This is a genomic window from Brevibacillus sp. AG162 (assembly GCF_006715575.1).
Classification (GTDB): Bacteria; Bacillota; Bacilli; order Brevibacillales; family Brevibacillaceae; genus Brevibacillus; species Brevibacillus brevis.
In genome coordinates this window covers 44,578-65,669 of the sequence record NZ_VFNO01000016.1, presented here as the reverse complement: position 1 = coordinate 65,669, position 21,092 = coordinate 44,578, and the positions used below count along the sequence as shown (strand labels likewise).

At 47.2% G+C, this 21,092-nt stretch carries 28 protein-coding genes; 2 read left to right on the top strand and 26 right to left on the bottom strand.

Annotation, left to right across the window (positions count from 1 at the left end):
- Window positions 1-87: 87 nt before the first annotated feature.
- The 12 genes from FB479_RS29610 to FB479_RS29555 form a co-directional block, all read right to left on the bottom strand.
- Complete coding sequence (locus FB479_RS29610) at window positions 88-1,746, bottom strand: peptide ABC transporter substrate-binding protein (RefSeq protein WP_142067612.1); 1,659 nt, start codon at window positions 1,744-1,746, stop codon at window positions 88-90.
- A gap of 117 nt (window positions 1,747-1,863) precedes the next feature.
- A complete protein-coding gene (locus tag FB479_RS29605) occupies window positions 1,864-2,889 on the bottom strand; it encodes an ABC transporter ATP-binding protein (protein ID WP_142067611.1) in 1,026 nt (341 codons plus the stop codon).
- A 5-nt stretch (window positions 2,890-2,894) separates the two neighbouring features.
- Window positions 2,895-3,782, bottom strand: coding sequence for an ABC transporter permease (locus tag FB479_RS29600; RefSeq protein ID WP_370511717.1), 888 nt, complete (start codon window positions 3,780-3,782; stop codon window positions 2,895-2,897).
- Between the two features lie 26 nt (window positions 3,783-3,808).
- Complete coding sequence (locus FB479_RS29595) at window positions 3,809-4,747, bottom strand: ABC transporter permease (RefSeq protein WP_106656104.1); 939 nt, start codon at window positions 4,745-4,747, stop codon at window positions 3,809-3,811.
- Between the two features lie 136 nt (window positions 4,748-4,883).
- The gene (locus FB479_RS29590; RefSeq protein ID WP_142067609.1) at window positions 4,884-5,225 is read right to left on the bottom strand and encodes a DUF3870 domain-containing protein; all 342 of its coding nucleotides are present in this window, start codon (window positions 5,223-5,225) and stop codon (window positions 4,884-4,886) included.
- Window positions 5,226-5,362: 137 nt separating this feature from the next.
- Window positions 5,363-5,926, bottom strand: coding sequence for a hypothetical protein (locus FB479_RS29585; protein WP_142067608.1), 564 nt, complete (start codon window positions 5,924-5,926; stop codon window positions 5,363-5,365).
- A gap of 55 nt (window positions 5,927-5,981) precedes the next feature.
- On the bottom strand, window positions 5,982-6,398 hold the full coding sequence (locus FB479_RS29580) for a hypothetical protein (RefSeq protein WP_106656106.1): 417 nt from the start codon (window positions 6,396-6,398) through the stop codon (window positions 5,982-5,984).
- The gene (locus tag FB479_RS30720) at window positions 6,398-6,550 is read right to left on the bottom strand and encodes a hypothetical protein (protein ID WP_185746448.1); all 153 of its coding nucleotides are present in this window, start codon (window positions 6,548-6,550) and stop codon (window positions 6,398-6,400) included. The genes FB479_RS29580 and FB479_RS30720 overlap by 1 nt, the downstream gene beginning before the upstream one ends.
- 3 nt (window positions 6,551-6,553) lie before the next feature.
- Window positions 6,554-6,877 carry a hypothetical protein gene (locus tag FB479_RS29575; protein ID WP_255438828.1) on the bottom strand — a complete coding sequence of 108 codons (324 nt, stop codon included), beginning with the start codon at window positions 6,875-6,877 and terminating at the stop codon, window positions 6,554-6,556.
- A 645-nt stretch (window positions 6,878-7,522) separates the two neighbouring features.
- Window positions 7,523-8,050, bottom strand: a complete 528-nt coding sequence (locus FB479_RS29565; protein WP_142067605.1) for a hypothetical protein — start codon at window positions 8,048-8,050, stop codon at window positions 7,523-7,525.
- Between the two features lie 138 nt (window positions 8,051-8,188).
- A complete protein-coding gene (locus tag FB479_RS29560) occupies window positions 8,189-8,530 on the bottom strand; it encodes a YolD-like family protein (RefSeq protein ID WP_142067604.1) in 342 nt (113 codons plus the stop codon).
- A 2-nt stretch (window positions 8,531-8,532) separates the two neighbouring features.
- Complete coding sequence (locus FB479_RS29555; protein WP_142067603.1) at window positions 8,533-8,757, bottom strand: LexA family transcriptional regulator; 225 nt, start codon at window positions 8,755-8,757, stop codon at window positions 8,533-8,535.
- 142 nt (window positions 8,758-8,899) lie between these two features.
- Here FB479_RS29555 and FB479_RS29550 point away from each other — a divergent pair, with 142 nt between their 5' ends.
- A complete protein-coding gene (locus tag FB479_RS29550) occupies window positions 8,900-9,094 on the top strand; it encodes a type II toxin-antitoxin system HicA family toxin (RefSeq protein ID WP_142067602.1) in 195 nt (64 codons plus the stop codon).
- Window positions 9,095-9,167: 73 nt separating this feature from the next.
- Complete coding sequence (locus FB479_RS29545) at window positions 9,168-9,581, top strand: type II toxin-antitoxin system HicB family antitoxin (protein WP_142067601.1); 414 nt, start codon at window positions 9,168-9,170, stop codon at window positions 9,579-9,581.
- 47 nt (window positions 9,582-9,628) lie between these two features.
- On the opposite strand, the gene FB479_RS30715 is transcribed toward FB479_RS29545, so the two are convergent.
- The 14 genes from FB479_RS30715 to FB479_RS29480 all read right to left on the bottom strand — a co-directional run bounded on the left by FB479_RS30715 (window position 9,629) and on the right by FB479_RS29480 (window position 20,986).
- A complete protein-coding gene (locus tag FB479_RS30715) occupies window positions 9,629-9,766 on the bottom strand; it encodes a hypothetical protein (RefSeq protein WP_185746447.1) in 138 nt (45 codons plus the stop codon).
- A gap of 4 nt (window positions 9,767-9,770) precedes the next feature.
- Window positions 9,771-10,583 carry an N-acetylmuramoyl-L-alanine amidase gene (locus FB479_RS29540; RefSeq protein ID WP_142067600.1) on the bottom strand — a complete coding sequence of 271 codons (813 nt, stop codon included), beginning with the start codon at window positions 10,581-10,583 and terminating at the stop codon, window positions 9,771-9,773.
- Window positions 10,584-10,585: 2 nt separating this feature from the next.
- The gene (locus FB479_RS29535) at window positions 10,586-11,044 is read right to left on the bottom strand and encodes a phage holin family protein (RefSeq protein ID WP_142067599.1); all 459 of its coding nucleotides are present in this window, start codon (window positions 11,042-11,044) and stop codon (window positions 10,586-10,588) included.
- Between the two features lie 97 nt (window positions 11,045-11,141).
- The gene (locus tag FB479_RS29530) at window positions 11,142-11,465 is read right to left on the bottom strand and encodes a hypothetical protein (RefSeq protein ID WP_185746446.1); all 324 of its coding nucleotides are present in this window, start codon (window positions 11,463-11,465) and stop codon (window positions 11,142-11,144) included.
- 15 nt (window positions 11,466-11,480) lie between these two features.
- Window positions 11,481-13,334: a hypothetical protein gene (locus FB479_RS29525; protein WP_142067597.1), complete on the bottom strand. Its 1,854-nt coding sequence runs from the start codon at window positions 13,332-13,334 to the stop codon at window positions 11,481-11,483.
- Window positions 13,335-13,349: 15 nt separating this feature from the next.
- Window positions 13,350-14,546 (bottom strand): pyocin knob domain-containing protein, encoded by a 1,197-nt coding sequence (locus FB479_RS29520; protein WP_142067596.1) that lies wholly within the window; start codon window positions 14,544-14,546, stop codon window positions 13,350-13,352.
- Window positions 14,547-14,561: 15 nt separating this feature from the next.
- A complete protein-coding gene (locus tag FB479_RS29515; protein WP_142067595.1) occupies window positions 14,562-15,197 on the bottom strand; it encodes a DUF2612 domain-containing protein in 636 nt (211 codons plus the stop codon).
- Window positions 15,190-16,371, bottom strand: coding sequence for a baseplate J/gp47 family protein (locus FB479_RS29510; RefSeq protein WP_142067594.1), 1,182 nt, complete (start codon window positions 16,369-16,371; stop codon window positions 15,190-15,192). Before FB479_RS29510 ends, FB479_RS29515 begins: the two co-directional genes overlap by 8 nt.
- A gap of 2 nt (window positions 16,372-16,373) precedes the next feature.
- Window positions 16,374-16,727, bottom strand: coding sequence for a DUF2634 domain-containing protein (locus FB479_RS29505; RefSeq protein ID WP_142067593.1), 354 nt, complete (start codon window positions 16,725-16,727; stop codon window positions 16,374-16,376).
- Entirely contained in the window at window positions 16,724-17,317 is a 594-nt protein-coding gene (locus FB479_RS29500) for a Gp138 family membrane-puncturing spike protein (RefSeq protein WP_142067592.1), read from the bottom strand. Before FB479_RS29500 ends, FB479_RS29505 begins: the two co-directional genes overlap by 4 nt.
- On the bottom strand, window positions 17,314-18,129 hold the full coding sequence (locus FB479_RS29495) for a phage protein (RefSeq protein ID WP_142067591.1): 816 nt from the start codon (window positions 18,127-18,129) through the stop codon (window positions 17,314-17,316). Before FB479_RS29495 ends, FB479_RS29500 begins: the two co-directional genes overlap by 4 nt.
- Before the next feature lie 4 nt (window positions 18,130-18,133).
- Entirely contained in the window at window positions 18,134-18,448 is a 315-nt protein-coding gene (locus FB479_RS29490) for a phage baseplate plug family protein (protein ID WP_142067590.1), read from the bottom strand.
- Between the two features lie 9 nt (window positions 18,449-18,457).
- Window positions 18,458-18,943: a phage baseplate protein gene (locus FB479_RS29485; protein WP_142067589.1), complete on the bottom strand. Its 486-nt coding sequence runs from the start codon at window positions 18,941-18,943 to the stop codon at window positions 18,458-18,460.
- Window positions 18,944-18,955: 12 nt separating this feature from the next.
- Window positions 18,956-20,986, bottom strand: a complete 2,031-nt coding sequence (locus FB479_RS29480; RefSeq protein ID WP_142067588.1) for a hypothetical protein — start codon at window positions 20,984-20,986, stop codon at window positions 18,956-18,958.
- Window positions 20,987-21,092: the final 106 nt, after the last annotated feature.

Below are 21,092 nucleotides of genomic sequence, written 5' to 3'. Positions count from 1 at the left end.
AAATTATAGCACTATTAAAAATTCTAGCAAAAAAGGGGGGAGAGTCATTCCAGCCGCCTGAAATGACTTCTCCCAACTCACTCTTTCTTACTTCACGACAGCTTTTCTCAGGTCTGTGTAGCTAAGTGAAGAGCTTTGTACACCACTTACTTTTTCGCTTGAGAGCAAGGAAGTGTTGTAGAAATAAAGCGGTGCGATTGGTGCTTCATCCAACAAGATTTTTTCTGCATCATGCAGCAGCTTCAGACGTTTTGCATCGTCTGGCTCCTTGTATGCGTCTTGGATCAGCTTGTCGAATTGCGCATTGCTCCAGCCCGTACGATTGCTTGCTGCCTTCGATTGGAAAATATCGAGGAAGTTGATCGCATCACCGAAGTCAGGCAACCAAGAAGAACGAGCAATTTGATACTGCAATTGCTTTTGCATATCCGTCAAAACTTTGCCTTCTACTTTTTGCAGCTTCACATCAACTCCCAGTGTCTGCTTCCACATTTCTTGCGCGGCTTGTGCCGTTTTTTCATTAGCCGTTCCACTGCGGTACGTGAGTGTAACCTCTGGCAGCTTTGTGTAGCCTTTTTCTTTCATTCCTTGTTCCAGGAGCTTCTTCGCTTCATCTGGGTTGAAGTTCACCAATTCTCCGCCTACTTCACGGAATTGTCCTTCACCGTTGGCATCAGGCAAACCATACGATACGAAGCCTGTTCCCGGTTTTTGCTGACGCATCAGCACCAGGTCAACCAGCGTTTGACGGTCAATCGCCAAGCTAAAGGCTTTACGAATATTGGCGTTATCAAATGGCTCCTTCGTTACGTTGAAACGATAGAACTCTGTACCTGCTCCGTCACGCACGAATACTTTGCCTTCTTTAAACAATTGGTCTGCCATGTCTGCAGGAACGGTTGTCGTTCTGTGCAGCTCTTCGTTCGTAAACATTTGATACTCGGTATTCTCGTCATCGATCATTTTCCAAACGGCACCAGGCAGAGTTACGTTTGCGGCATCCCAGTACGTATCGCTCTTCATCATTTTCAGTTCACTGTCATGTGCCCACTCTTTCAGCTTGAATGGTCCATTTCCAACAAAGCTTGCGGCTTCTGCTGCCCATTTCGGATCTTTTTCAACGGTTGCTTTGTGCACAGGGAAGAAAGCTGGGTTGGATGCCAACAGGAGCGTCCAGGAAGCTGGTTGAGCGAGCACGACCTCTAGTGTTTTGTCGTCCACCGCTTTTACTTTTACGCCATCCGCCGGACCTTTACCGCTGTTATATGCCTCCGCTCCCTCAATAATGTACGCGAGGGATGCTGCCGGAGATGCCAGTGCAGGATCAAGCATGCGTTTCCACGCGAATTCGAAGTCCTGAGCCTTTACCGGTTCACCATTGGACCATTTGTTGTCACGCAGGGTAAAGGTGTAGGTTTTGCCATCCTCGGAGATTGTCCACTCGGAAGCGGCCGCCGGTTGAGGCTTTTGATTTTCATCCAAGCGAGTCAAGCCTTCCATCAAGTTGTTCAAAATGTTATAGGACGGCTCATCGAAGCCAATCGGCGGGTCCAATGACGTCGGTTCCTTGATATTGTTCAGCAACAGGAGCTTTGCCGCTTGATCGCCCGGCGTCGGAGCGTTTGGCTGAGCCGTGTTACCTGGTGCAGGCTCACTCGGTGCAGCTGGTTGACCCGATGTACATCCAGCCATGAGCATGGACACACCGAGCGTAGCCGTCAGCAACAATGTTGATAGTTTTTTCACTGTTTCTTCCCCCTTATTTTTTTGTTTTTGTATGACGTAAAAGGATAGCGCCGTCAGACGACACCCTCTTTTACATGAATGAAGCCAGGCTTGACCACTGCCCTCGACAGCCATGAATCAGGTCCCCGTTGGCGGTTGCATCGACGCCAGCAACTTCTTCGCCCGCGGGTCCTGCAACCAACAGGAAACCGCGTGTCTGCTATGGACATGGGTCTCCGCAGGCTGGTAATTCCGACATACTTCCAACGCGTAGTCGCAGCGCGCAGCGAATGCACAGCCAATTGGCGGACTGAACAAATCCGGGGGGGTTCCAGGTATGGGACTCAACGGAATAGAGCGATCCGCATCCAAACGAGGCATCGACGCCAGCAAGCCTTTGGTGTACGGATGCTGCGGATTGTAAAAAATGTCGCGAACAGGTCCGGACTCTACCACTTTTCCGGCATACATCACGTTGACCCGATCCGCAATCTTGGCGACGACTCCCAAATCATGCGTGATAATAATGATCGAGACCCCCGTCTTTAGCTGAATGCTTTTGAACAGCTCGATGATTTGCGCCTGAATCGTTACATCCAAAGCTGTCGTAGGCTCATCCGCAATCAGAATGGACGGCTTACATACGAGCGCAATCGCAATCATGATCCGTTGGCGCATCCCGCCACTGAACTGATGGAGGTACTGCTTGAGACGACTTTCCGGATTGGCGATCCCGACCAAGGTGAGAATTTCAATCGCTTGCCGCTTGGCTTCGCTTCTTGCAACCTTTTGATGGCGAATGATTCCTTCCATGATCTGCTCACCAATGGTAATGGTCGGGTTGAGTGACGTCATCGCATCTTGAAAGATCATGGAGATTTCTTTCCCACGCAGCTCACGCATTTGCTTTTCCGGCAGCTTTGCCAGGTCCTGCCCTTTAAAATGAATGCTTCCACCCGCGATTTTTCCGATATGCTCCGGGATCAGACGCATGATGCTCCTTGCAGTCACGCTCTTCCCACATCCGGATTCACCAACAATCGCCAGTGTCTCCCCTTTGTTCAAAGTAAAGTTCACGTCCCGAACGGCGTTCACTTCACCGCCATGCGTCTTAAATGTGACCCGAAGCCCACTGACTTCCAGCAGCTTTTCCATTTTATCCATGTTGCCTACCTCCTTGACTTCGGATCGAACGCATCGCGCAAGCCGTCACCGAGTACGTTGAACGCAAGCATCGTCAGCGAGATTAAGAAAGCAGGGAAAAAGAGTCGCCACCAATGACCGGACAAAATTGTGGAGAGCCCATCGTTAGCCATTACACCCCAGCTAGCCTTTGGCGCCTGAATACCGAGACCGAGGAAACTCAGAAACGCCTCTGCAAAAATGGCTGATGGAACAGATAACGTGACATAGACAATGATGATGCCAATTGTGTTGGGCAGCAGGTGCTTGCGAATGATGTAGAAAGGCTTTGCTCCCATTGTTTTTGCCGCCAGTACGTACTCCGAGTTTTTCATTTGCAGGACCTGACCACGCACAGTCCGTGCCATCCCGATCCAGCCTGTCGCACTTAACGCGATAATAATGGTTAAAAGTCCTGGCCCCATGACGACCATCAGCAAAATCACAACCAACAAATAAGGAAGTCCGTACAAAATGTCGACGAAGCGCATCATGATATTATCGATTCGCCCGCCCAAATATCCGGCAATTCCTCCATACAAGACACCAATGAAAAAATCGATAAGTGCTGCTGTCAAACCGACAAACAGGGAAATGCGCGCACCATACCAAACACGAGTGAACACATCACGGCCAAAATCATCGGTACCAAACCAGTTCGCTTCAGATGGCGGCTTGTTTTTCATAATAATCGACTGTTTAGCGTATTCATGACCAGAGATCATCGGTCCAATCGTAGCCATAACCCCAAGCAAGATAATCACCACCAACCCCATCAGAGCCAGCTTGTTTCCTCTCAGACGAAGCCAAGCTTCTTGCCAAAACGTCAGTTGAGGTCGCACAATCGCTTCCGCATTGAGGTTGTCTTTGCGCATGGGGATAAATAAATCATCAGAAACGATCATCCTTCGCTCTCCTTTCGATGCAGCTTAATTCGTGGATCAATGATGCCGTACAGTACATCGACGACAAACATCAGGAATATCAAAAGTGTGCTATAGAAGACAGTCGTTCCCATAATGACGGAATAGTCACGGTTATTAATGCCAGCGACGAAGTATTTCCCCATCCCAGGGATCGCAAATATTTTTTCGATCACAAAGCTTCCCGTTAAAACGTTGGCAATTAGTGCGCCTAAAAGCGTGACCACAGGCAAAATCGCATTGCGAAGTGCGTGCTTCAATACAATCGTCGCCGGAGACAGCCCTTTTGCGCGAGCGGTTTCAATGTATTCCTGGGTCAACACTTCCAGCATGTTGGTACGAGTCAAACGAGCGATAATCGCAATCGGACCAAACGCCAATGCCAGCGCTGGCATAATCACATGCTGCCAGGTACCCCACGTTGCGGTCGGCAACAGCTTCCATTCGACCGCCAAATATTTGATTAATAAGGAAGCGACAACAAAGCTGGGAACAGATATCCCGATAACAGCAATAATCATGGCAAGGTAATCAATGAGACGGTTATGCCGTAGTGCGGCGATCACACCAAGCGCGATACCGGTGACAATCGCAAAGACGACAGAAATCAGACCGAGTTGAAAAGAGACGGGGAATCCACGGGCGATCATTTTGTTGACAGTATCTGAACTGTTGGCAAGAGATGGCCCGAGGTCAAATTGCACCAGCTTTTGTAAGTACAGCCCGTATTGGACCAGTAGCGGCTTATCCAGGTTGTAGTAGGCATTGAGGTTAGCTTCCACCGCTGGGTCTAATGCCTTTCCTTCTCTTTCAAAAGGAGATCCTGGAACGGCATGCATCAGGAAAAAGGTGAGGGTAATGATGAGCCATAACGTCACGATCATGGAGATAAATCTGCGGAAGACAAAAGATAGCAAGGACTCTCCTCCTTTTCATCAAAAACTGACCTCTCGTAATAAGCAAAAAACCCAGCAAATGCGCGTGATCATGGCATTTGCTGGGTTTTACTTACGTGTATGCCGTGCATACGAATAAATAAAGCAGCGGGTGTATTCATTTGGTGACTGTGGCTTTATTTCTCGCGGAAACTGCTTGTTTGTACTTCTTTTGCGCGTCCTTAAACGCTGCAATCAATGTTTTTTGGGAAGATCCAAAATACCGAAAGCGAATCTCTTCGCCAATTTCCTCCGACGCCATAATTGAATGACCGATAAAGATCGACCGAGCAAAGTCAGACGTCAGTTGGACCGTGGAGGAGCAGGCCGCATCTACGATCTTGTCGTTGGAAGTATCGACAACCAATCCGATAAAAAAAGCACTGAATTGCTGTGTAATCGGATTGTTCGAAGAGGACTGTGCATCGCCTACGATATAAATGGTATCTTTATCAAACAAATTAATAACCCCACTTTTACTATGCTTAACGGACCGGCAAACGGGATGTTCGGAGAGCGACTTCCTCACAATCGCAAGCTGGGTAAGCACTTTCCTACATAGTACCAGAAGAATTTGCAATTTGTAAATAAGTCTGACTAATCTTTCAGTTCTTCTACAGATACGACTGGAAACGAATGCGACGGCAGCATTGGCAGAAACGGTCGCTCGTCGATGTAGGCAACTACGACATGGGATGGACCGACCATTGTCTTCGGTGCGAGCTGCAGTTCCTCCCCACGCTCAGTGACAACAGTAATTTGCAGCATTCCACCTCCCGGACGCACTGGTCCTTTCGTTGCTCGCTCTGTCACGAGGGTTGTCCCATTGTACTGTAGGCGTAATTGGAGGTCATGGCGCCACGATCGGAAATCCACATAATAGCGTGAGAAAGGAATGGGATCAGTGGTCACACTGTCTGCTTGAGGGACGAACATGGCTTGCTCACGACGGTAGCCACCGTTCTCGTACATTCTGTCATCAAAACGTTTGAGAGCCTCGTCTTCGAGCAGGTCAATTACACCCTCTGTTTTCAATATTGGATCGACAGCAAATGTTGCGTGATGATTAGACAACTCCAAGAGTATCTTCATTTCTGTTTTTTTCTGCATGGCGATGTCTGCATCTACAATAAACATACCTACCATCAAAAAGAACAGCATCGTAGAAATGGATAAGATATTTATACCCGTAACGATAGCCTCCTAATGGGAGCTTTTACAGATCGTAGTCCATGATGTTAACCGTACCTATTCTTTGGACTTGCAAGGAATCAGCCGGCATTGGAATCCAGGAGGTAAAGCGGGGGTATGGAATTGCCAGCTCCACGACAAACTCATCTTCGTGGCTCCACAGGACGGGATCAAAAGAACGAGTGCGAATGACACTGACAGACAGATCCTGATCTGGAATGGAGAACTTTTTCTCCCTCAGCTCCCGAGCGATTAGTGCCCGAACCTCTTGTTGCAAGTTGCCTTCACTCGTCCCCCCGTGGTTGCTGACGTATTTCGTAGCGGCCGCGCTCACTTCCAATAATTCGTTTCTGGCCTGAACGACCGTATGTACCTGTAAAAGTCCTAATGGAACGAGTAGCATAACCATAATGTTCAGAATCACAGCGATTAATTGACCCATTAGCCTGTACCAAAACGCGTTACTTCAGCGAGCAAATCACCGAAAAACTGCGTGCATGCCGAAAGGAGATTTTGCGGACCGGTGAGAAGCATACCTACCGTCAAAGGCAATACAATAGCCATTACTGCCAAAATGCTAATCATTTTATTCATGCACTACCACCCTGGATCAAAGTATTCGGACGGACGGCTTCCCGTAAAGGAAAAGGATGTATCCCCCTCCACAAATTTGTGCAGCCATTGGGTCACTTTTGAAGGCTGGATAGTAACTGACAAGGTAATCGCCTCCTGTGTCTCTTTGCGAGCTCGCTCGCTCTCGGTTCGAGGCCAGCTCCCGGCAAACGCATCCTCTGTCACTTCCCAACCCAGTTCTTTCATTTTCAGAAGATAGTAATCTGCTAACGTCGGCTCCAAATACCCGATGTCCTGCATATCATCCAGTAAGTCAGCATAGATTCCACGGGCAATCGCCCTTTCCATTGCGTACAAGTGGTAAGCTCCCAGTGCAGAAGTAACCAATAAAAGGACCAGTAGACAAATAAGAAAGACTTTTGCTTTCACCATCGTTTTAGAAACGCCAGCTCTTCTTTAATGGAAGATAACCGTCGCTGCTCGATACACCCTTTCTTGTTGTGTCTGTTTAAGCTGCTCCTCTGGCTGGAGATTCCAAAGCATCGCGCACAAGCTCCCTACCATAATCGAAATGATGAGAAGAACGTGAATGTGCAGCATCAGTTTGACGACGTATAGGAAGTGCCGTTTTGCATCCTGAAGTTGATGTTTTCATTGCGGGTATCGTAGTTCAGCGATGTGATGGATTGATTAATGCTCTCGGCAGAATCGTTTGCCGCAGGGCTTAATTCATTACCATAACTGCTGACACCGATCCCTAACACCATAACGCATGCTAAAAATATAAAGAACATCTTTTTGCTGCATTCCTCTGGATTCCCTCTCTTGTTCTGAGGTCGTGAAGAATCCTGATTCCATACCTTTTAATTGTATTTTCCATCCCTTTGTGTTCCAAGCAGTTCCTTAACGACGGTTTGCAATTTGGTTTGCAATGTTTGCACAAAAAAGCCTTCCTCCGTTTTTGGAAGAAGGCTTTTCATCGTACATAATCCATTAGACTTCGTATGTATTCTGATATGTTTTTTCCTCGTTACCAATCTTTTTGTTTAAAGAAGCCGCAAAGTTTAAAAGAGCCATTTTTTCTGCTGCGACATCAGAAACAAAAATTGCATTTTCCTCATTGCCGTCTACTGATGTGTAATCAAGAGTCATAAATAGTACCTGTTGCTGTTTGGTTTTTGTCCCAACACCAGATATTCCTCCAACAACTGCGCCCAATGGACCTAAAAGAATTCCTCCAGCGATAGCACGCTTGATTACGGATTTTTGTTTTTCTTGTAGCTGATCCTCGTTAAAAGCTTTCGCTGACTTTATTCGTTCTAGTGAAATGAATTGCTTGTTGTTAATAGCTAATTTGTCAGGATAAAGATGCAACGTCACTTTCACTCCATCTGACAGTCCCTTTATTCCGCTAACGTAGTTAGTCTGAACCATTCCAATGTAACCCATTTTTTTCTTGACGATAAAACTCGCTAATCCCGCAAGCGCTATGATTGCAACGATGATTATAACAATAGTCACTTAGAACTCCCCATCCCTTCATAGAAATCTATTTTGTGATTCCATTTTACCAAATAATGAAAAGTTGCCCAAATATAATCGCAAACAACAAAAACCCGCCTTCCCATTAATATAGTGGCGGGCAGTAAAATGTATTGTTTAAGTGCTCACATCGATTATTCTTTCCATGTTAATCCATTGGACATCCTCAACTGTTAAAAGCTTTACTTTTCTTGTATTCGCATTGATCTCTGGCACTGCACCCCACATAGTGCAAATAGTGCCTAGCTCGTCTTTCTTATGTCGCCACCATGTGATTGATACTGCTTTTTCTTTTTGCTGTGCATCCCGTAGTAGGTAGTCAAATGTTGCAAGTTCATCCTGCTCAAGTATAGGCATAGGTACGAGTTTGTCGTCTTCCTTCATTTGCAGATAGAGCTCGCGCTGTTCTGGTAATACAAACCGAGATGAGCCGAATAAATTATCGATTTTCTTTGCCATTATTACCGTCCCTTTCGCTCCCACGTTTCGTATACTTCCATCTTGTCTGGTTCAGACCTATGCCACTCAATGTATTCCTCTTTCGCCAGAACCCCCAACACCGTCATGATGCCGCCTCTATCCCGTCCAGTCTTAATACACAATTCGTCTACTGTTGGTGTTCTACGCCGCCCTGCCGAATAGTTGCTAATCACTCGCAATACCTTCCGCTCGATATCAGATAACACACCTATCCCTCCCTAGATAAACGAACGCTTGTTCCTGTATTATATGAGAACAAAACAAGAACAGACAATCATAATTTTTTCCAAGAAACTGTTTACACGTATTATTATACGTGTTATAATTAGATCAAGAAGGAGGGGAGTTATGGCAAGTCACTCATCACGAGAAATTATACGAACACTTGAACAAGACGGGTGGTACTCGGTACAAACAACCGGAAGCCACTGGCAGTTCAAACACAAGACTAAACCCGGACGAGTGACAGTACCGCACCCTAGAAAAGACATTCCACTCGGAACAGTAAAGAAGATCGAGAAGCAGGCGGGGATTAAGCTCTAGTCCCCTCCCGGACTTCTTTTTGTATAGATGTTGAAATATCACTCAAACTAAACTAAGAGGCGGGGATACACGAATGAAAAAAGACCGTTATATTTATCCGGCGTTCTTCTTGTTTGAGCAAGACGGCATTTCCGTTTCATTCCCGGATTTACCTGGTTGCCTCACTTGCGGGGATGATCCAGAGGAAGCCTTTCGCATGGCGCGCGAAGCTATGGCTCTTCACTTATACGGAATGGAGCAGGATGGTGAAGCAATCCCGGAGCCTTCCTCGCCGTCCGCATTAAGACCGGAGTCTAGTGAAGTCGTTACGCTAGTTGAAGTCTGGATGCCTCCATTCCGCGATGAAATGGAGAATAGAGCCGTTAAGAAGACATTGACCATCCCCAAATGGCTGGATGATCTGGCGCAAGAGAACAAGGTGAATTTCTCACATGTTTTACAAGACGCACTAAAAAAGCACTTGGGTATTTCTAATAAGAACGCATAACGCAAAAAAGCCCTCCCCGGATTGTTCCGAAGGAGGGCTTCACTCGTTTAAAATAAGCCTTCTATAGCTTTCAATATCTGTTGTTGTGCTTCCTCATCAATACCAATATAAGCGCCAGCAATAGCCAGCCCACCCGTAATAATAAGCAACACAGATTTCTTATGCTTGCTCAGAAAGTCTTTCATGATTCTACACTTCTCCTCTCAGTCCCACCGTATTTGTACTTCCATCCCATTCAACCTGTAAGGCAAGCACAGCAGCCAGCTCACGAGCCGGAGCGTAAGCTGAACCCGACACAACCTTTTCAGTAAGGTCTCTACCATTAACACGAACGTCCTTCGTTTGTTCGATCCATTCCACTTTGCCGCCTGCTGCATTTGCTACTGCTCGGACTGGCAGCATAGAAACGCCATCTTGTAGGAAGCCAGTTGCCGAGAGCAATGCTCCATTCAGTTTAATGGCAACCGGAACTTGTTTGGGCTTGTCCACTTTACCCACAGCTTTTTGTAAGAACTGTGAGTAATTTGTGCGGAACGTGCCCATCGGGAATGCCGGGCAGTTTTTCCATGAATAGCCGGGGTACTCCTGGTGACCAAACACCTGCGTCATGGATGGAATCTGTGCCTGTAGATACTGGATAAGACGATTTGCCGACTCGAGCTGTGCTGCTGTAGGTTGCTGTGTCCGGAAGTCCCCGACAAGGCAAATGCCTAGCGCATGACGGTTGCTATTCCCTACATGGTAGGAGATTGCCTCTGGATCATTGCACCAATAGATCACGCCATCTTTTTGAATCACAAAATGATAGGCAATGCCCGGCCATCCGTTAGTACCTACATGATAGCGTGCAAATGCCTCTGGCGATCCGCTTACAGTAGCCGAATGATGCATGGCTGCTGATCGGATATCCGTTAGCTTGCGCCGTCCATATCTTAATGTTTTGTGGCGTGGCAAAGAGGTGCGAACGTCCACCACGCGCGCACCTGGGATAGTAATATTCATTTTTACTTTTGCTCCTTTCGTGCAGCTCGTTCAGCCTTAGCTTTGATCTCTGATCCGACCAACTTCTCAATTGATTTTGGCATGGGCCAGTTTGCTCGATGTGCGTTTGCAGTCAGGCTCGTCCAGGTGTGGTAAATCAGTCCGAATGTCACGCCGTAGAACAAGAAGCCTGGCGTTCCCATAACCTTATCCAACAAATTAGCCAATGCAGGCAGAGCTAATAGAAAGAGAGTGCGTGGTATGCGGCTTATGCCATAGTCAGACGAGTAGGAAAAATCCTTTTTTGCTGCTGATATGCCTGTGATCCAATCAAGGATAATCATGAAGAAAAGCACGATCAGAATATCGAGTCTACCAGTCCCATAGAAGTAATGGAAAATCGGAGTTAGAAAAGCCCCTGTTGTTGCTGCAATACCATTGGCTGGTGTCGCAACGTTGTCCAAACTTTGTACAAATTTCATTGGTCCGTCCTCCTCACCCCCTTGGGGCAAAAGTAAAGGGAGCCGCATTAGCAGCTCCCCATGAAAAAACGCCTTCTCTAAATGATGAGTCGGCGCATTATTTCGGTGTGTCTATTTTATCGAGAATGTAGTCGATTTTCTCCTGCATGGTACGCATGTGATCTCTAAGTTCGGCGATCTGCTCCTCTGGAGTAACATACAGTTCATCTGGAAAATCAGGATTCCTGTAAAAGCCAGCTTCTGGCGTATAGCAATACTCCATGATCCGTACATCTCCAGGAATGATCTCTACATCATGGATCACGTAGTCTTCTGTATTGGCGTAAACGGTATGGCCCACATCAATCCCATTTTCTACAACAACGGCCTTGTGCCCAATGTACAATATGGTTTTGTCTGTCGCTTTTGTCAGCACCTTCACAACGGTCACCGCCTTCTAAAATAGTGTTTTCGGTATCAGTAGTTCTGTCGGCGAAATGGCGATCCCAACGAACACTCCGCTTTGATCTTGTGAAATGATTCCGTTTGACGTGTTGTAGTAGTAATTCTCTCCTGGCCTTAGTCCAGTGTGTCCTTTCGAAACACCTCGTGCCAGCACCTTGCCTCCTGGTTGAGCAACACCAAAGTTTATACCGGCTCCTGCTACAGTCAAATCAACGACACTGCCATTAGGCAGAATTTTTACTACCCGCCCCTGTGTTAATGTGCCGCCTGGTGAAACAATCACGTCCGTTGCATCGCCTGCCACTCTACTTTCCCAAAACGGGAATTGGATAATCATTTGGTTGCTGGCAACAGCCAATCCAACCTTATGATTGACGTTGGTAGCAGTAATGTTCCCATTATCATCGACATACTGATGATTCCCAGCCGCCAACGAACCTCGAGCTTTTGAAACACCGCGCATACCCACTTTTATCGTTTGCCCCGCTGTGCCACCATTCAACGCAATCCCTTTTGAACCTAACCCGCGTATTTTGTAACCTTTCAACAACCCTTTATAAAAGCCAGCTTTGTAACTACCAAATGGCATAACTAGTCTGCCTTGTCTCTCATAAAGCAACGGTGAAAACACATCAGTTGCAAACTCTTGCCTTCCGTCCACCCAGAAACTTGTTGGGAATGTTATTTCATTATTGGTAGATGTAATCGCGATTTTCTGAAAATAAATATAGTCCAGATTGGTATTTACATAGGTCGCTACATAATAATCTGTACCGTTTCCGTCTTGTTTCAGAAAGTTCACCTTTAGACCAAGACCTGCAAGCACCCCAATCATAGCCCGAGAATTGTGATACGTAAGAACATCACCAGCGACACTGAATGAATGAGCATATCCCCCAGTTGCGGTATTATGCGGTAATGATGTCACAAGGCAAATTCTATCCGGTCCAGACTTTGCCGCCCAGCAATAAGACGCTTCATAAAAGCCTATACTTGCAAACGCGTTATCGACAAAATCGATTGTGCTACCGTTTACTTTCAACAACCGTGCATACAGCGAATATGGGCTTGATTGGGAGTTCCAAGCAACAAAAACGCGTGTTGGCGATAAAACAAGCAGGCAAGCACGATACCCTTCTACGGACGTCATTGCCCACGGCTGCGTATAGGTAACGGTCATACCTGAAACCGTTGCAATTGAAAATCTAAGCTCTGTTCCTGAGCTTCCGTCACGCCATGCTACTATCGCTTTATTGGTTTCAAGCAAATCAGCCAATATCTTATCATTATTTTGAAAACCATATGGTGGGTCTTTGACTAACCCAAACGAGATGACGTTGTTCGCTGTAGAGACGACAACTGATCTCACGTGATGAGCATTTGTGTTATTGTATCGAAGTACGTACATAAGCAAAACCTTGTCCGTATCCACTAAAACAGGAGTCATGTGTTTTGGCTCCTGGTTAGTATGAGCTGCTTCGAAGACTACAGGTGAGCCAACGGACATATTCCCCGCATCATCAATGGTCATGATCAATGCGGCTGCATGCCAGAGTGCATTTGTGCCGTTTTGCACCTTGTACGCAATAAATGCACGGTTCTCGTCCAATTTGCACGCCCCAACCGCTTGAACATTTTGACCGACCTCGAAATTCAAAGCAGTTGGTGTGTCTTTGGTGAATTCAGCTTTTGTTTTTCGGACATTCCCGTTGATATACTCCACAACATCCCCTGCTGTCACCGTTTCCCCTGGCGCAACTTGCAATCTTGCGACGATACCCTCGCCAACATTTTGTCCTGCTCCGCCCCCCAAACCGTGAGCCAGTAACAAGCTATCGATATCCATTATGAATTGCCCTCCTTAGAAGTTTGGTACTTTTGACGTAATCAAGCCGTCTGAATCATACATAAAGGTCCAGCTTTTCGTCTCCAGCGCCACGGTTCCAGCGTTGTTGTAATACGTCAATGAGAGGGTTTGGTAATTACCATTGGCATCAGGATTGGACAAAATGGATTGGGCATAAATGGTGCCGTCAGCTCTCTTGTGGTCTACCACCTTGTACAGAAGTTTCATTTCGTCTTTACTGCCTGCATACTGACGTAAGTTATTATGCTGGCTTACGAGATACCAAGGTGTCCATTTTCTCTGTGTTCCGATATCCTGAGAAAACCGCTCATATGTCCCTGTGCCATCGAATGCGGTCATAACTTGATGAACCCATCTTGCTCCACCATCTTGACTATGGGAAGTAACTTGACAATAACGCCACCCATGAGTACCACCAGGGCAAGCGTTTAGCAAAAGGTTCCCGTCGTAAAAACCTGTGGTTGTTACATCGTTCCAGTCTCCTGTAACACTTTGTGTCTTTCTTACATACTGCGCGTGCGGATCGCCTGCCGAATTGTGGTTTCCTGCATGGAAAAGCTCATTGCCATTTAGCCTCGCCTTTCCCTTTGTAACGAAATGAATATTTCCGTTCTCCATTTCGTTACCGATGGACAAATCAGTGCTGCCTGCATTTGGATATCCGAAATATCCAGAACGTGTATTTGGGGCTTGGGTGTCTCCGTAGAAGCCGATGTAAACATGATCAGAATTTCCTGCCTTTACGCTCACGATTTCCCCGCCGCCGTCGAAACTCACAACGCCCTTAAATGTATCCCCGGTGAGCCTTGCAGCGTTTTCCAGTGTTGTGCGAGGCTCCGTCTTCCAGTCTGATTTCCCTGTGATTTTCTTAATCATGTTCGCCAGACCACCAAGCAAAGCTGATAATAACCCTGTATTCACAGGCGTTTGCGTCTGATCAATTGTTCTATTCCCAATCGCTGCGTCTGTTGCAGCGCCGTCAACAAGCCGATCCGCCACAAGTTTTCCGTCTTCCCCTTTGGCTACAGCTTTCTCTTGCAACTCTTTTAGAGCCTTATAGGTGGTATTCATAAACCAGTTCCAAACGGACGCTGGCGGCTTCTCTTCCGGCTTCCATCCCTCGTCAAGTTTCGTTTGGTTTGGCTTCGGCTCTGACTTATTCCACTCTGGCAACGGGCTATTGTACGACACGGCTCTCACCCCCTTCTAAATAGGTAAATCAATATCGTCCTCAGGGTCGTATGTATAGCCAAGCGTGCCTCCGGCCGTCCCATCTGCGGACAAAAAACCCGTGTTTCTGTCATATTCGCTTTCAGTGTAGTTGGAGGAAAAGGCGAACGTCCCCTCAAACAGTACCTCTGCCTTTACCCCGGATGCTGTGACTAGGTTGACTAATCGCCCAAACTGGGTAAGTGTGAGGCCCGTTTTGGTTATTTCTCCACCAGGGACATTTACGTGTAGAACAGCATCCCGCCCCACTTCCCATAGTTCGCGTACTTCTACGACTGTTGGATCGACTTGTAATAGAAACGCCAAAAAGTCGATGATCGTGTCAATTGAGCCGTTGGAAAGGTTGCGCTTGATCTTCGACTTAATCAGCACGCGATATACCTCATCAGAGGCTTGTCCTCGGCTTTGTCCTACATTCCGGCCATGTCGATCTAACGTGTGCCCTTCTGCTTGATCAATATCTTGCCACTCTTTTATTTTGGTTAAGACATCCCGATTCTCTTGGATGTGGTAGGCTGCGATCCGCATTAATTTACTGACATTACTGCCTGGATTCTTGTTGAAATTGTCCGTCAGGCGCTCCAGCATCCGATTAAATGCCGCATTAGACAACCGTAACCACCACTTTATCCCATGACGTTTGCGCAACTTCCATCGTGCTAATTCCCACGTCTGCTGCTGTATAGTCAATGCCATTGGTTGAAATAGTCACAACCGCATTTTTCACACCTGGGATACCGAATGCTGTAGCAACGACTTTTGCGTGAATCACATCGTCGCCCATACTCAAACCGGAATACGCTGTGTGGGTCTGATCCTGGCCACCGATGTATTTGATAACTTCCAGCTTCAGCACATCAGCGCCATCTGTAGGGAAGGAGGCGGTTTTGGCAACGTTTATCTTCACCCAAATAGCTTTCTCTGCCGCATAGGAAAAGCCTATTTTCTTGTCCTGTCCGCTCTTATCTTTCACAACCTGCATTTGGGAACCATAGGCACGGATGCCCCCAGGCTTTGCTTTCAGAATAACGGATGCAATGTCCTCTGGTTGTCCGCCCAAGACCACACATTCAAACGAATGCGGCGGTCGTCCATCTGCGTCGACTACCTCGTCATCGTTTTCAATGACGATCGCAGCGCGAAGCCCTGGAACCTCGTCAATCAGTGTCGCCCTAATTCCGTCCGTTGTGGAGGCCCCGCCTTTTGCTACGGAAATGTCCCAACGATCCCTGAATTTATCGTCCGTCTCAGCATCTTGCCCGTGCTGTGTCGGTTCTGGATTGGTTATGCTCAACACCCCGTCCATTGGTGTAACAATAACTTTGATTGTGCCTGCTGGTACATTCCCAGAAGCTCCGGGCTCTACCGCCTTGATTGCCACGGCCACAACCCCGTCCTTATCACTGTCTTGCACACTTTCCTCAGTCTGGAATAATACCCCACCCTCGGTTTTTCCGATCAATCCTGCGCTCACAACTGCCCCCGGCTCTACCGCAATGTGCAATGCTCCCGTCGAGTATTGGGCCCCTTTCGGTCCGATCCCTACGTTTTTTCCGAGCTTGTGTAAGCTGACCCCATTGGCCGAATCCATGTATCCTGAGTTGTAAACATCTTCGATCAATTCGGCTGTTTCTGCTCTTTCATACGCCCAAAGCTTTATCAATTTTCCCAGTTTTGATCGATCCGACAGATTCACATTCGCGCCAAATTCAATCCGGGCTTGTTCCTGCATCTCAGCCAAATAATCTTCGTACCTTTTTCTCTGAAAACCCTGCGCTGTTAGCATCGTTAAAACACCCCTTCTACAACTGACCCATCAAGCTTGGTAAAACGAAACCGTCCAGACAAACTCCGCTTTGTTCTGTCAAATTCCCAAAGGATCTCCTCGACACTCGACACTCGATCCTCTTGTAACACAGCAGCTACCAGTTCCTCTGTTACCAGGTCTTTGTTGAACTTTTTCCCTAAAACTTCGAAACGTCGGAATCCATGCCCTTGGGGATTCAAAAACCATTCGCCTAAATTAGTAGAAAGGATGTCTGCCACACACTGACACAACTCCTCATCACCATCGACCATTTGCAAATCATTTTGTCCGTCCAAAATGAAGTCCCCTGTTTCGTCAACCTCAAAGTCGATCAATACCTTTCCCCCCTGGACATCCCGGTAATTTTGACACCGTTCCCCTTCGGATTGTCGGCTCTGATCGTAACGCCTAAAGGTGCTACAATTTCGATCCCTGCTGCTGTGTCGTCGTACATTTTGATCCCACCCGCCTCGGACAGCAGAAACCGGGTTTTCATGTCCTTCGAAGCAATGAGCAAATCGCGGGGATTGAGCGTAATCTCGTTGTTATTGTCGGCAACATCGACATGTGTCTTCGGTAACGGCCGTGTAAAAAGATTGATTCCACAAACGACAATGGCGTCATCTATAGAGGCCATACGGTCAGTTTCTGGAGCTGTGTCCTCGTGCATCACACTATCAATGTCACGCATAGAAAAAGACACCATCACGTAATCGCCTTTTTGATAGGGGACTCGCATAACAAACTTACTCGTTTGAATCGTGGCCACTGGTACCGCTGTTATTAGATCGCCTCCAGGTACGAGCTTTACGTCTGCTTGCATCTTCTCAGCGTCGTAAGAAATGATTTGACCAATTGCAGACGTGTAAAGTCCTGCGATTAAGCTATTGCGAAAGTCGTTAAAAAAATCAGTGGCCTCTTTCACACCGGGTACACCTCCATTTCAGTCAGAAATGAATTTCCATCGTGGCGGCCAGCTTCCACGCGAAACATGCCATTGGCCGTCTTGCTTTTGATTTGAAGAATGGCGTCTGTCGTGATTCGGTGATTGAGCAAAGTAACCACTTTCCATCCTTGCACCAGCGTTTTTTTCTCGCCTTTCCCAATATCTTTTTCAATCGGTGTTGGACTCGAAACTAAGCCATGATCCTTGTCTATTACAAATCCGATCGTTTGCCCCTCGTTTTTCGGCCGAATGAACACTTTTCCCCGCGTCACATGTGCTTTCGCTCCACAATCCTTGGCAACCTCTGCAATGGCATTCCGCAGCTTCGTGTTGAATACTTTGCCACCTCGGTATGGCCGATCTGCTGGTAAAACAAACGAGCCTATTTCTAGGCCCGTCTGCTTGACCAAATCGGTTAACATTGCCTTGCCTGTAGTTCCAGGTGTGTACGTTTTCTTCACAATCTGGCTATACCACTTTTCGGCACCATCTACGGCCGTAATTTCCGTGATCTTGTCAACGCCTTGCCAAGTGGTTTGTACCTTTTCAACGAACCCAAGTAAGAGACTACCAATGTCACTTTGATAGCCAGCATTCAGGATGATTGCTTGGTTTTTCTTGATCGCCGCAATGGTCGATTCGGCCATGTTATAGACCTTGATCGTACCGACATTTGGCTCTTTGTCGTCGTCAAACGGAACGTCAAAAAAGATCGTCAGGCCGTCCAAGCCTATTCCGTTTTTAAATTGTTTACCACCTACCGTTAGTTCGATCACTCGACCATATAACATAACCTTACACCCCCACCTGCTCCACCATTAGAAACACGGATGTGCCCAATTCATTCCAGCCGACAGACGAGCTTAGTCCGCTCAAGTCCCTCGGTACAATGGCGACCTTCGGCAGCCTCAAATCCGTTGAGTATGAGAAAAGAGGTCGTCCATAAACAATCTTCTCTCCTACTATGATTGGTTCACCGTTACTCGATAGGTTGACAGTAAAGAAATCGAACGAATAGTTGTAATGAATCTCCATGCCATAAATCCGTCCTGCCAAGTCAATTTCAAATCGGTACGGTATTTCGTTTTTATCAATGTCGATGTATTCCATGGCTACCCCCTACTCCAAGCCTTTGTTACGTAAAAAATCAGCCCTCTTGTCAGCGGCTGTTGGCTGACCTTTCACCGTTTGTTGGCGTCCCTTATTGGCGACTGGTTTCGCTGCCACTCTTTGCGGTAAGGCCATGCCTGTGACAGGAGAAGGTTTCGCCACGATAACGCGAATCAACGACATGGAGAAAATAAAACCGTTCTTGGTTTCCTTTCCGTGGTCCGTGTCAAAACTTTGAATCACCATGTTGTCGTACCGAACACGGTTTGTATATGTGAGTAGCTGCCCTTTTTTCTGCATGTCTTCCAACTTGGTTAAGCGTGCAGCCGCATCCGGGCCAATGACAACGCCGTTGATACTCAATGTAGTAGGCTTTCTCTCGATGTGATCCGCTATGCTCTCGCCGCTCTCTATAGGATGCTGTGTCGCGGTTGTTTGACGGCTGGGCTTGTCCGAGTAAACTACGTCAAGTAAAACGCCCCCCAGTAAAGCCATGGGCTGCACCTCCTATCCTTGTTGGGCTTGTAGGCGGGCGAAAAGCGCTGCTACTCGTTGCTCTACCATTTGTGCGAGTTTATTTTCATCAACAGATTGCCCGCCTCCACCTGCATTGATCGTGATATTGATATTGGGAAGAACCGGGGCGGTGCTGGTGGCTTTCCCTGCTGGGATGTTGCTTCCGAGGTTAATCGCAGGCTTGTTTCCGTTTTGCGCTAGGATCCCCGCACTCCTCAGAGTGTCGGATTGTCGCGCTGTTAAAACGGACTCTCCTTTGTGGAGCTCCGCGATATATCCATTCTTCGCGACCTCGGCTAATCCGGTAGCATGCGAGCCATCGATGCCCATATTACGGGCCTTTCTCTTCTCCTCCATGTCTCTAACCTGGATAGAGTAATCGATCGCCATTTCTTCAAATTTCGAAACGTCTGATCCCGTCAGTTCATTCCATTTCTCGATAAGTGGGTTTAAGATTCGAATTACTTTGTTAACCCCGGTTGCAAAGGTGTTGCTCAAGTTTACCCATAAGTCAGAGCCAAAGCGCTTTATGTCGTCCCAATTCTCGTACAGCGCGATCCCCGCGTCGATCAACAACTTCATCGGCCCCATTGCCAGTGATAGCAATGGATTACTGTCGATGATGTTCCACAACTCGATTGCTTTTGCTTTCACGGTGTCCCAGTTCCGATACAAGAGAACACCGATCCCTATTAATGCAGCTATCCCTGCAATTACAAGTCCGACAGGATTAGCAAGCATGGCTGCATTCAGCCCCCATTGAGCAACGGCTGCCGCCAAGGAAACAGTACGCCATGTCTGAATGAAGGTTATTAGACCGGAGATAATCGCCCAAGTCTTGGCCATCGCCACAAAAGCAATACCTGCGGCAGTTACACCAATAACTACCTCTCCAAGTGGCCCCCAATTGTCAAGAATAAAACCAGTCGTCTCCTTGAAACCTTTCAGCACGACGGTGCCCACTGGCGCTAGTTCCTCTACAAGCTTCTTACCTATCTGGGCAATATCGCTTATGACTGCAATAACTACTGGACCGTTTTCTCTGGCGTAGTCTAAGAACCTCCTGAAATCCTCTGAGTCTTTCAATCCATCGGCCCATTTCTTAAACCCTTTGCTCATTCCTACTAGACCTTGTTCCACATCGTCGGCAATCGGATCGAAGGCTCTCAACAAGGACATGAAGCCCATGAAGAAATTGCCGGATGCGTATGCGAATTTCCTCAAGCTATCCGCTGCATTGGTCTCTAGCCATTTAAAGATTTTGAAAAACTCGTAACCATCTAGTTTTGCATTGAAACTCTCAGTCAAATCAACAATAGTCTCAGCAACATTTGAAATCGTCGGTGATAGCTTTGTAAGCAGCTTCTTCACGCTATTCAATCCGACACTAAAACTCCTGAATACTGGCTTTTCGAACTCTCCAACAAACTCTACCCAAAATTCTTTGAAGTCCCGCAAACTGGTTAGTGCGTCCCGTTGTTCGCTGGACATAGATTTGTAAAGCTTCGATAGGTCAGCTAGCGCCTCCGACCTTTCTTTTGCGGTTTTGGCATTTGCAACCTTTTCCTCTAGCTTCTCTACTTCCTCGGCGGCTTCAAAGACCTGAGCCAGCGCTCCGACCGCTACAGCACCAAACGCAACCGCACCTATGCCCGCACCAACTAGCGAAGCAGTCAACGCACCTACAGCAGCGGTTGTTGGTCCTGCTATCGCTATCAGTGCGGCTAAGGCACCAGTTAAGGCTAAACCTAACGCTATGGCCCTGAACGTCGCCCCTTGTATCTCGTTGCTCATCAAGCCAAGTGTCGTGCTTGCAACAATGCTCTCTCTTTGTATGTCTCTGAGCGACTTCTTCCCCATCTTGCCCATCATGGTAAAGTCCCTGGTTGCGTCTAAGATTTCGTTAGCCATGGAAGACAGTGAATCTTCTATCTCATCAATAAGACTATCTGTTTTGGTAAGTGTTTTTAGATCAATGTCGTTAAATTCAATCGACACGATCAGCTCGCGCAATGTCGACATTTCAACCTCCCTCTTTTGGAGGCGTATTCTTATCCATGTAAGCCTTTTGTAGCCGAATAGCTGCAAGCGCTTCTAAAATCTCGTCTGGGTCCCACTCCTTTACTTC